This is a genomic window from Bradyrhizobium sp. P5_C11_2 (assembly GCF_054049755.1).
Genome location: NZ_JBFULT010000261.1, coordinates 1 through 10,279 on the forward strand (window position 1 = coordinate 1; position 10,279 = coordinate 10,279).

Annotated in this window: 10 protein-coding genes and 2 pseudogenes; 8 read left to right on the forward strand and 4 right to left on the reverse strand. The window is 64.5% G+C overall.

The window, feature by feature from the left end:
• Window positions 1-404, forward strand: a pseudogene (locus tag ACXJL8_RS22855) (class I poly(R)-hydroxyalkanoic acid synthase); the annotation flags it as partial.
• Between the two features lie 65 nt (window positions 405-469).
• Window positions 470-868, forward strand: a complete 399-nt coding sequence (locus ACXJL8_RS22860; RefSeq protein ID WP_456621133.1) for an MAPEG family protein — start codon at window positions 470-472, stop codon at window positions 866-868.
• Between the two features lie 3 nt (window positions 869-871).
• Here the strand turns inward: ACXJL8_RS22860 and ACXJL8_RS22865 are convergent, their stop codons facing one another.
• Window positions 872-1,465, reverse strand: coding sequence for a class I SAM-dependent methyltransferase (locus ACXJL8_RS22865; RefSeq protein ID WP_456621134.1), 594 nt, complete (start codon window positions 1,463-1,465; stop codon window positions 872-874).
• A gap of 242 nt (window positions 1,466-1,707) precedes the next feature.
• Here ACXJL8_RS22865 and ACXJL8_RS22870 point away from each other — a divergent pair, with 242 nt between their 5' ends.
• Window positions 1,708-2,475 carry an outer membrane protein gene (locus ACXJL8_RS22870; RefSeq protein ID WP_456685633.1) on the forward strand — a complete coding sequence of 256 codons (768 nt, stop codon included), beginning with the start codon at window positions 1,708-1,710 and terminating at the stop codon, window positions 2,473-2,475.
• Window positions 2,476-2,607: 132 nt separating this feature from the next.
• On the opposite strand, the gene argC is transcribed toward ACXJL8_RS22870, so the two are convergent.
• Both argC and ACXJL8_RS22880 read right to left on the reverse strand, forming a co-directional pair.
• On the reverse strand, window positions 2,608-3,591 hold the full coding sequence (gene argC / locus ACXJL8_RS22875) for an N-acetyl-gamma-glutamyl-phosphate reductase (RefSeq protein WP_456621136.1): 984 nt from the start codon (window positions 3,589-3,591) through the stop codon (window positions 2,608-2,610).
• Complete coding sequence (locus ACXJL8_RS22880; protein ID WP_456621137.1) at window positions 3,588-4,256, reverse strand: FMN-binding negative transcriptional regulator; 669 nt, start codon at window positions 4,254-4,256, stop codon at window positions 3,588-3,590. The genes argC and ACXJL8_RS22880 overlap by 4 nt, the downstream gene beginning before the upstream one ends.
• A 369-nt stretch (window positions 4,257-4,625) precedes the next feature.
• On the opposite strand from ACXJL8_RS22880, the gene ACXJL8_RS22885 reads away from it, so the two are divergent.
• Window positions 4,626-5,624: an MBL fold metallo-hydrolase gene (locus tag ACXJL8_RS22885; protein ID WP_456621138.1), complete on the forward strand. Its 999-nt coding sequence runs from the start codon at window positions 4,626-4,628 to the stop codon at window positions 5,622-5,624.
• 39 nt (window positions 5,625-5,663) lie between these two features.
• Here ACXJL8_RS22885 and ACXJL8_RS22890 read toward each other — a convergent pair whose 3' ends face one another.
• Entirely contained in the window at window positions 5,664-6,194 is a 531-nt protein-coding gene (locus ACXJL8_RS22890) for a DedA family protein (RefSeq protein ID WP_456621139.1), read from the reverse strand.
• A 272-nt stretch (window positions 6,195-6,466) separates the two neighbouring features.
• On the opposite strand from ACXJL8_RS22890, the gene parE reads away from it, so the two are divergent.
• From parE to ACXJL8_RS22910, 4 genes and pseudogenes are all read left to right on the forward strand, one after another.
• Window positions 6,467-8,512, forward strand: a complete 2,046-nt coding sequence (parE, locus tag ACXJL8_RS22895) for a DNA topoisomerase IV subunit B (RefSeq protein WP_456621140.1) — start codon at window positions 6,467-6,469, stop codon at window positions 8,510-8,512.
• Between the two features lie 434 nt (window positions 8,513-8,946).
• Window positions 8,947-9,729, forward strand: a complete 783-nt coding sequence (locus ACXJL8_RS22900) for an outer membrane protein (protein WP_456685634.1) — start codon at window positions 8,947-8,949, stop codon at window positions 9,727-9,729.
• A gap of 256 nt (window positions 9,730-9,985) precedes the next feature.
• Complete coding sequence (locus ACXJL8_RS22905) at window positions 9,986-10,171, forward strand: hypothetical protein (protein ID WP_247347112.1); 186 nt, start codon at window positions 9,986-9,988, stop codon at window positions 10,169-10,171.
• Between the two features lie 21 nt (window positions 10,172-10,192).
• Window positions 10,193-10,279, forward strand: a pseudogene (locus ACXJL8_RS22910) (2-deoxy-D-gluconate 3-dehydrogenase); the annotation flags it as partial.

Consider the following 10,279-nt stretch of genomic DNA (forward strand, 5'->3'; position numbering starts at 1 on the left):
CGACAACCGACAACACCCTGCTCGATCTCTCCAAGGTCATGGTGCCGGTCTACAATCTCGCGACCCGCGAGGACCACATCGCGCCGGCCGAGTCGGTGCTCTACGGCTCGCAGTTCTTCGGCGGCCCGGTGAAATATGTGCTGTCCGGCTCGGGCCACATCGCCGGCGTGGTCAATCCGCCCGCCTCGAACAAGTACCAGTACTGGACCAACGACGCCATCAAGGACGTCAACGTGGCCCAGTGGATGAAGGATGCGGTGGAGCACAAGGGCTCGTGGTGGCCGGACTGGCGCGAATGGCTGGGCGGGCTCGATCCGGAAGAGGTCCCGGCGCGCGCGGTCGGCAGCGAGGCGCTGCCGCCGATCGAAGACGCGCCCGGCAGCTATGTCAGGGTTCGCGCGTAGCGGAATCTTCCGCGCTTTCGTATAAGCTCCACTTCCGCCGCGGCGATTGATGAGGGGACCGGGTTATGACGCGTGAATTGTTCTGGCTGACCTTGACGGTGATCCTGACCGGAATCCTCTGGATTCCCTACACCATCAACCGCTGTCAGATTCGGGGGCTCAGCGGCGCCCTGGCCAACCCCTCGCGCAACGACAAGCCGCAGTCGGACTGGGCGAACCGCCTGATGTTCGCGCACGACAATGCGGTCGAGAACCTCGTGCTGTTCGCGCCGCTGGTGCTGATCCTGAATGCGATCGACTATTCCACGAAATGGACCGTGCTCGCCTGCGCCGTCTATTTCTGGTCGCGCGTCGCACATCTGATCGTCTACGCGCTGGGGATCCCGGTGTTCCGCACGCTGGCCTTCACCGTCGGCTTCCTCGCCCAGGCCGTGCTGGCGCTGGCGATCTTCAAGGTCTTCTAGCGATCAGGTAGCAGCCTTGCGGACGACGAGATTCAGCATGTTGGCCGGGGTCTGGTCGAAGCTCTGAATCACGTTGGTATCGGATGACAGCGTGATCCACGGACCCGCGCTGGCATAGGTCGCTTCAAGCCACTCCGGCGATACATAGCTGTAGTAGCGCCCAAGGCTGTCGCGGCCGTCGCTTTCGCCCATCTTGTAGCTCGCGTAGAATACGCCTGACGGTTTGAGGGCGCGATGAATCCGCGCCAGGATTCCGGCGAGCTCGTCGCGCGGTGCGTGCAGCAGGCAGGCGCTGGCCCAGACGCCGTCATAGGCTTGATGCGCGTCCAGTTCGTCGAACAGCATCGCCTCGACGGGATGACCGAGCCGGCGCGACGCGATCTCGGCCATTTCCGACGAGCCGTCGGTGGCACGCACCGAAAAACCTTCGGCCAGCATCACGGCCGAATGATTGCCGGCACCGCAGCCGAGCTCGAGGATCGCGGCACCGGGCGGCAACAGCGCGAGAAAGCCACGCAGCCGCGTCGAGGGTGCCTTCGCCCACCCGGCATAGGCCTCGGCGTTGTCCCGATAGAACTGCAGCGTGCTCTCATCCATGGCGTCACCTGCTCCGGGAGGCGCACGATAAGCCTCCTCGCCTTTCCGGCGGCCCCGGCATCAAGCCCATGTTCCGGCCGCCTGCCCGCCCCCAACCTTGCCCAACCTGCCCTGCCGCGCAACCAGGTGTTGCCGAAGGATGACAGTGCGACAGAATCAGCGGTGCTGCCGTTTGACTGTTACAAAGTGTCGCGCATCCAGAGGTATAGTGGGCCATCGCAATTGATTGATTCGGGGCAGACATGAATTGGAAGATCGCATCCGTGCTCGGCGCCGCGTCGCTGGCAGCCGTCGTGACCCAGGCCAGTGCCGCTGATCTCGCCGCCCGTCCCTACACCAAGGCGCCACCGATGATCGCCGCGGTCTACAATTGGAGCGGTTTCTATATCGGCGCCAACGGCGGCTATGGCTCGTCACGCAAGTGCTGGGACCAGACTGTCGGCTTCGCGCCCGGCGTTGCGGAAGGATGCCATGACGCGACGGGCGCCGTCGCCGGCGGCCAGATCGGCTATCGCTGGCAGAGCAGCGCCTTCGTGTTCGGTCTTGAAGCGCAGGGCGACTGGGCCGACCTCTCCGGCCGGAGTGCCAGCACCGTTTTCGGCGTCGCGAACCGCACCCGCGTCGACKCCTTCGGCCTGTTCACCGGCCAGGTCGGCTACGCCTGGAACAACGCGCTGCTTTACGTGAAGGGCGGCGCCGGCGTTACCCGCGATCGCTACCGCGGCATCGGTACGGGCGGTCTGGCCGGGGCCGAGTTCGATGGTGCCGACGAGACCCGCTGGGGCGGCACGGTCGGCGTCGGCTTCGACTACGGCTTTGCCCCGAACTGGTCGGTCGGCATCGAATACGACCACATGTTCATGGGTCACCGCGACGTCACCCTCACGGCGAACGGCGTGCTGGCGCCTGTCGGCACATTCTCGCGCACCGACCGCATCGGTCAGGATGTCGATCTGATCACCGCCCGGATCAACTACCGGTTCGGTGGCCCGGTGATTGCGAAGTACTGAAGTCTAGTGTCCCGGACGCGCGAAGCGCGAGCCGGGACCCAGACTGCCACAGACGAAGCAAGAAGAATGGGCTCCGGCTCTGCAGCGCATCACTGAAGAAGTGCTGCGCTGCGCCCGGCGCACGAGACTGCCCTACTGGTCAGCCAATCCCAGCATCAGCCGCATGTTCTGCACGGCCGCGCCGGACGCACCCTTGCCGAGATTGTCGAGCCTGGCGACCAGCACCGCCTGGTGGTACTTGTCGCTGGCGAAGACGTAGAGCTCGAGCATGTTGGTCTCGTTCAGCGCCTCGGGCTCGATCCGGCCGCCCTTGGCCGCCTCGTTCTGAAGCGGCATCACCGAGACATATTTCGAGCCGGCGTAACGCTTTGCCAGCGCGGCTTGCAGGTCCGCGCCGCTGGGCTTGCCCGGCAGCGTGTCGAGCTGGAGCGGCACCGAGACCAGCATGCCCTGCCGGTAATTGCCGACCGACGGAATGAAGATCGGCCGCCGCGTCAGGTTGGAATAGAGCTGCATCTCCGGCAGATGCTTGTGCTCGAAGCCGAGGCCGTAGAGCTCGAAGGACGGCGCGCTGCCGTCCTCAAAACTCGCGATCATCGACTTGCCGCCGCCGGAATAGCCGCTCACCGCGTTGACGGTGACAGGATAGTCCGAAGGCAACAGGCCGGCATCGACGATCGGCCGTAGCAGCGCGATCGCGCCGGTCGGATAGCAGCCGGGATTGGACACCTTCCTCGCGGCCTTGATCTTGCCGGCCTGGTCCGGCGTCAGCTCCGGAAAGCCGTAGGCCCAGTCCGGCGCGACCCGGTACGCGGTCGAGGCGTCCAGCACCTTCGGGCCCGACGGCCCCATGCCGTCGATCAGCGCGACCGTTTCCTTGGCGGCATCATCGGGCAGGCAGAGGATGACGAGATCCACCTCCTCCATCAGCGCCTTCTTGGCCGCGGGATCCTTGCGCTTGTCGTCGGCAATCGTCTTCACCGCGACGTCGTTCTGGAGCTTCAGCCGCTCGTTGATGCCGAGCCCGGTGGTGCCGGAGCCGCCGTCGACGAAGACGGTGGCAGGCTTGCTGGCCGCGCCGGTGGTCGGGGCTTTGGTGGTTTCCGTGAGGCTCATGGCGCGCTCCTTTCGAGCATGTTGGTTTCGTTCACGAAGGCCTCCGGCCTCACGTCCTGCATCAGTTGCGCGATCTCCCTCGCGTCGGCGTGGGCTTGCGCACCGAGCGCATTGGCGATCGCCGTATAGTCGGCGTCCGACTTGTGCTGGTTGAGCTTGAAGCTGCCTTCGACCTCTTCAACCGTCATGACCAGACCCACGATCCCCTTCTTCAGCGCCTCGAGGCGGCCCGCCGTCATCTTGCCCGACGTCCATGGCTTCTTCGGCGGCAGCCAGTTCTCGAACTTGTCGCTGAGCGTGTCGATCTGCACCGCCAGCTCATCGTCCGACAACAACCGCACCGGCCCGGTCAGATGCACCGCCTGGTAGAGCCAGGTCGGCACCTGATCCGGCGAGACGTACCAGTCCGGCGATACATAGGCGTCCGGGCCGTTGACCGCGAGCAGCCAGGACGTCGTCCGGTCCGCTAGCTTTAGCAGCGGATTGTGACGAGCAACGTGGAAGGCGGCATGCGGCGTGCCGTCATCGCCATAGGTCAGATAGAACGGCAGCGGGGATGCGACCGGCTTTTGGCCGTCGAAGGCACATATGGTGCCGAAGCCGCGCTCGGCGGCGAATTTCAGGCTCGCGGCGCGGTCCTGCTTGAAAAAGGGGGGCGTGTACATCGTGGTCTCCTGCTGGGCCTCCTTGGGGGGGCCGCCGGATCAGATCGCGCTGACAGGAGAGAGAATGCCGCGGATCGGGTCCAGCGGCAAAGACGATGATCTCAAACGCGATCGACCGCCCAAACCGCAGAGCTGCGGCGGCGGCGACGGGCGAACAGGATGGTCGCGGCGTTGATCATGGCGGGGCACATAAGGCCAGAGGGTTCCGGGGTCAAGTCCAAATCGACAGCGGGAGATGGCAGCATGCCGCACCCGATGTCATCGGGCTGCAACGGAATTTCCTTTAACCAAGGGGGTTCCGGAGAAAGACTGCCGAGCCAAACCTCGCCAGTCCGTGCCATCAGCGCAACCCAGCCCCAGGACATCGCCATGACCGAGATCACTCGTCGCGCAACGCTAGCCGGCGCCGCCGCCTCGGCGCTCCTGCCGCCCTTCATGAAGACATCTCCCGCGCACGCCGCAGCGCCCCTGGCTGCGACGCAGAATGCGAGCTTCTACCGGTACAATGTCGGCACCCACCAGGTCACGGTGGTCTGCGACGGCGTCACCACCGTCAACCTCCCCGACAATTACGCGGCCGGCGCCAGCAAGGACGACATCAACAAGATCTTTGCCGAGAACCACCTGCCGACCGACAAGGTCACCCACACCTTCAGCCCGGTCGTCGTCAACACCGGCTCCAAGCTCGTCGTGATCGACACCGGTCTCGGACCGGACCAGTTCACGCAGACCAAGGGCAAGGTCGGGCAGTTCCACAACAACCTGGCGGCCGCCAGCATCGACCGTGCAGCGGTCGATACCGTGATCCTCTCGCACTTTCACGGCGACCACATCAACGGCCTGCTCGCCGCTGAGAACAAGCCGGCCTTCGCCAATGCCGAGATCATGGTGCCCTCGGTGGAGTGGAAGTTCTGGATGGACGACGGCGAGATGAGCAAGGGCATGGGCAATCCCATCCTCGAGGGCAACTTCAAGAACATCCGCCGCGTGTTCGACGCGCTCGGGCGCAAGGTGACGCAATACGATTCCGGCAAGGAGGTCGCGCCCGGCATCACCGCGCTAGCAAGCCCGGGCCACACGCCGGGCCACACCTCCTTCGTCGTCGCGTCTGGCTCGGAGAAGGTGCTGGTGCAGGTCGATATCACCGCAGGCGCGGCGTTCCTGTTCGTCAAGCATCCCGAGTGGAACATCGCCTCCGACGTCGACAAGCCGCTGGCGCAGCAGACGCGGCGCAAGCTCTACGACATGGCGATCGCCGAGAAGATGCCGATCCAGGCCTTCCACGCCGCCTTCCCCGGCCTTGTCCGGGTCGAGAAGGATGGCGCGGGCTATCGCTGGGTCCCCGCAATCTGGAACGCCTCGCTCTGACGTCATCGCAGCGCGCTGACCGGGCGGCCTGCTGCCCGGTCAGATCACGCGCCAGATCAATTCCATGATCTTCGCGATCACGTCGCCGAACAGCAGCAGCGCCGCCGACCAGACCAGCGCCGAGGTGAAATTGGCGACCTGGAAACTCCAATAGGGCATCTCGAAGATCCCGGCGGCGAGCGGCACCGAGGCGCGCAACGGCCCGAAGAAGCGGCCGATGAAGATGCTGGGCACGCCCCAGCTGCGCACGAAGGCCTCGCCCCTGGGGAGGAGTTCCGGATAACGCGAGAGCGGCCACATCTGCGCGACCTGCTCCTTGTAGCGGTAGCCGAACCAGTAGGAGACCCAGTCGCCCAGCGCCGCGCCGAGGCCGCCGGCAATCCAGACCGGATAGAAGCTGATGCCGCTGACCCCGATCAGCGCACCGATGGCGACCAGCGCGCCCCAGGCCGGGATCAGGAGCGAGATAAAGGCGAGCGATTCCCCGAATGCGAGCAGGAACACGATCGGGGCCGCCCAGACCTGGTGAGCGCGCACGAAGTCGGCCAGTGCGTGCGCATACTGCTCCATTCCAGATAGCCTTCCCGCCCCGAACAGGTCCCAGACAAATGAAAATGACTGGTAAGCCAAGGACTTGTGTGACATCAAGTCACAAAGTCCGACTGAGCCCGGACCTGGACGTCAAATTGCCGGGAACTGGTGGGCCCGCGGCGTAAAATCGCCGGGATTAGCTTCCAACCACACCGCCCAGTCCGCCCTGCGGTGACCTTTTCAAGCCAGAAGTGGCATAGTCACGCCAACCGATTCGCCGCTTGCGCGATCCTCAAAACACATCAAGACATATGTCCAAACAATTGAAGACAAAAGCAAAAGACGACCTGTTCGGCGGCAACGAGCCGAAGCCCCGTGCGCCCGCCAAGGCGGCCAGCCGCGCGAGCGGCGCGGAAGCCGACTACACCGCGGCCGACATCGAGGTGCTCGAAGGCCTGGAGCCGGTGCGGCGCCGGCCCGGCATGTATATCGGCGGCACCGACGAGAAGGCGCTGCATCATCTCTTCGCCGAAGTCATCGACAACTCGATGGACGAGGCCCTGGCGGGACACGCGACCTTCATCGGCGTCGAGCTCAGCGCAGACGGCTTTCTGACAGTCACCGACAACGGCCGCGGCATCCCGATCGATCCGCATCCGAAATTTCCAAAGAAGTCGGCGCTCGAAGTCATCATGTGCACGCTGCATTCGGGCGGCAAGTTCGACAGCAAGGTCTACGAGACCTCCGGCGGTCTGCACGGCGTCGGCATCTCCGTTGTGAACGCCCTCTCCTCGCGTCTCGAGGTCGAGGTCGCGCGCAGCCAGAAACTCTATCGCATGAGTTTCGAGCGCGGCCATCCGAAGGGCAAGCTCGAAGACCTCGGCAAGATCAACAACCGTCGCGGCACCCGCGTGCGCTTCAAGCCCGACACCGACATCTTCGGCGCCAAGGCCGCGTTCAAGCCGCAGCGCCTGTTCAAGATGACGCGCTCGAAGGCCTATCTGTTCGGCGGCGTCGAGATCCGCTGGAATTGCGCGCCTGAACTGTTGAAGGGCGTCGAGGATGTGCCGGCGGAGGCGACGTTCCACTTCCCCGGCGGCCTGAAGGATTATCTGGCCGCCGCGATCCACGCCGACACGCTGGTGCATCCCGACATCTTCTCCGGCAAATCCGGCCGCAACGGCGCGCACGGCGCCTGCGAATGGGCGGTGGCCTGGACCGCGGATGCCGACGGTTTTCTGTCGTCCTACACCAACACCGTGCCGACGCCCGACGGCGGCACGCATGAATCCGGCCTGCGCAGCGCGCTGCTGCGCGGCCTGAAGGATCACGCCGAGCGCGTCGGCCAGGGCAAGCGCGCGGCCTCCATCACCTCGGAAGACGTCATGGTCGGCGCGGCCGTGATGCTCTCGGTGTTCGTGCGCGAGCCTGAATTCCAGGGCCAGACCAAGGATCGTCTCGCCACCGCCGAAGCGCAGCGCATCGTCGAACAGGCGATAAAGGATCCATTCGACCACTGGCTGTCGGGCAATCCGAACATGGCCAACAGGCTGCTCGACTTCGTGGTCGATCGCGCCGAGGAGCGCCTGCGTCGCCGGCAGGAGAAGGAAACCGCACGCAAGACCGCGGGCAAAAAACTCCGCCTGCCCGGCAAGCTCGCCGACTGCAGCGATGCCGGCACCGAAGGCTCCGAACTCTTCATCGTCGAGGGCGACTCGGCCGGCGGCAGCGCCAAGCAGGCGCGCGACCGCAAGACCCAGGCCGTGCTGCCGCTACGCGGCAAGATCCTCAACGTCGCCTCCGCCGGCAAGGACAAGCTGGCGGGGAACGCCCAGCTCTCCGACCTCGTGCAGGCGATCGGCTGCGGCATGCTCGCGCAGTATCGCGAAGAGGATCTGCGCTATCAGCGCATCATCATCATGACCGACGCCGACGTCGACGGCGCCCACATCGCTTCGTTGCTGATCACCTTCTTCTACCAGCAGATGCGGCCGCTGATCGACCAGGGCCACCTCTTCCTGGCGGTGCCGCCGCTCTACAAGCTCACGCATGGCTCCAAATCGGTCTACGCCCGCGACGACGCGCACAAGGAGGCGCTGATCAAGAGCGAGTTCAACGCCAACGCCAAGGTCGAGGTCAATCGCTTCAAAGGCCTCGGCGAGATGATGCCGGCGCAACTCAAGGAAACCACCATGGATCCGGCCCGGCGGACCATGCTGAAGGTGGTTCTGCTCGCCGACGACCGCGACACCACGGCGGATTCGGTGGAGCGGCTGATGGGCACCAAGGCCGAGGCACGGTTTGCCTTCATTTCTGACAAGGCCGAATTTGCCAATGAGGAGCTGCTCGACGTCTGAAACCGCGATCTCTCGTCAAAAGCCCCGGCCGAAGTCCGGGGCTTTTTTATTTGTGCTTCCGCCTTGTCGCGACTATTTGCGCCGGTCCGTCGACCGGCTGTCGTTCCAGGCAGATCGCCAGCAACGGGCGACTCGGCCAGCGACTCACCGGTTCCAAGGCCGAGGCAGGATTTGCCTCCATTTCGGACAAAGCCGGTTTCCTAACGAGAAGTTACCGGAGCCCGAACTCCGGCGCTCTGCGTAACACACTGAAATCGCGTATCTTTTGCGAATCTGGCGACGGCGATCCGAATCCCGTCCGGCCGGCGTTTTCCGGCGACTGTGCCTGCCCGGCAACAGCATTTCGGTCGGAAACGTCTATAGTCCGGGCATCAGATCAAACGAACTTCAGTGCGCTCGCGCCTGCCGGACAGACCAAAGTTGGGGATTTTAAGATGAAGAAGATTTTGCTCGCACTGACCGCGATTGCGGCGATGACCGGTTCGGCCTCGGCGGCCGACCTTGGGGCCCGTCCCTACGTGAAGGCTCCGGCTCCCGCGCCGGTCGCGAACTGGACCGGCTTCTACATCTTCGGCGGCGGCGGCGGTGGCCTCTCGAACGCTGATCAGAACGTCCAGACCACGGTTGGCGCTGTTCCGCTGACGATCACCCAACGTCAGGGTGGTTCGGGCTGGTTCGGCACCGTCGGTCTCGGCTACGACTGGCAGTTCAGCGGCACCTKGGTCGCCGGCGTGTTCGCCGACGGTCAGTTCGGCAGCATCCGCGCCACCGTCCAGGATCCGATCGCCGGCATCACTGGCAACCAGAAGCTGGAAGACTCCTGGGCTGCTGGCGTGCGCCTCGGCTGGCTGGTCGCTCCGAACGTTCTCTCCTACGTCAACGGCGGCTACTCCGGCGCCCACTTCGGCAGCACCAATTTCATGACGCTGGCTGGCGTTCCCGCCGGTATCCATCTCAACGGCTATAACCGCAACGGCTGGTTCGTTGGTGGTGGCGTCGAGAACAGCCTGAACTTCTTCGGCATCTCCTCGCCCGGCTGGTTCATGAAGACCGAGTATCGTTCGGCCTTCTACAACGCCAAGACTCAGGACGAACTGTTCGACGGCGGCAACATTGCCACGGGTCGGAGCATCCGTGCCAACAGCTGGAACCAGACGATCTCGACCTCGCTGGTCTACCGCTTCAACTGGACCGGTCCGGTCGTCGCGAAGTACTGATCTGACCTCACATTCAGACGTCAAAGCCCCGGCATCGCCCGGGGCTTTTTCGTTATGGGCGGTTCGTCCGCCAACGCTGACCTTCAAAGATAAGTAGGACCCCGGACATCATCGCGCAGCTCGTCCCCGGGCGTTGCGCCCGCGGACCATTGTATCTGCAGCAGAGCTACGGCTACTGTGCCGCCCAAGTTTTCGTGGTCGCGTCAAACGTTTACGCCGCGAGCCGCGACAGAAGCAGTCCAATGGGGAGGAATGCATGCGCAGATTTCTGCTGATCGCAGGCCTGTTTGCCCTCGCCGTCGGGCTGCTCTGGATCGGACAGGGCACGGGCACCATCGCCTGGCCGCGATCGAGCTTCATGGTCAACCAGCTGCAATGGGCCGGCTATGGCGCAGCCATGGCCGGTTTCGGGCTGGTGCTGATCTGGCAGAGCAACCAATAGAAGAAACCAGGGAATAAAAGCATGACATCCAGCCGGTTCGATCTCCGCGGCAAGGTCGCGGTCGTAACGGGAGGCAATGGCGGCATCGGGCTCGGCATGGCCCGCGGC

Bases quoted from the DNA above. Each gene is read 5' to 3' on its own strand.
- ACXJL8_RS22885 (WP_456621138.1), top strand. From the start codon at position 4,626: ATGACCGAGATCACTCGTCGCGCAACGCTAGCCGGCGCCGCCGCCTCG.
- ACXJL8_RS22865 (WP_456621134.1), bottom strand. From the start codon at position 1,465: ATGGATGAGAGCACGCTGCAGTTCTATCGGGACAACGCCGAGGCCTAT.
- ACXJL8_RS22905 (WP_247347112.1), top strand. From the start codon at position 9,986: ATGCGCAGATTTCTGCTGATCGCAGGCCTGTTTGCCCTCGCCGTCGGG.
- ACXJL8_RS22860 (WP_456621133.1), top strand. From the start codon at position 470: ATGACGCGTGAATTGTTCTGGCTGACCTTGACGGTGATCCTGACCGGA.
- ACXJL8_RS22880 (WP_456621137.1), bottom strand. From the start codon at position 4,256: ATGTACACGCCCCCCTTTTTCAAGCAGGACCGCGCCGCGAGCCTGAAA.
- argC (WP_456621136.1), bottom strand. From the start codon at position 3,591: ATGAGCCTCACGGAAACCACCAAAGCCCCGACCACCGGCGCGGCCAGC.
- ACXJL8_RS22890 (WP_456621139.1), bottom strand. From the start codon at position 6,194: ATGGAGCAGTATGCGCACGCACTGGCCGACTTCGTGCGCGCTCACCAG.
- parE (WP_456621140.1), top strand. From the start codon at position 6,467: ATGTCCAAACAATTGAAGACAAAAGCAAAAGACGACCTGTTCGGCGGC.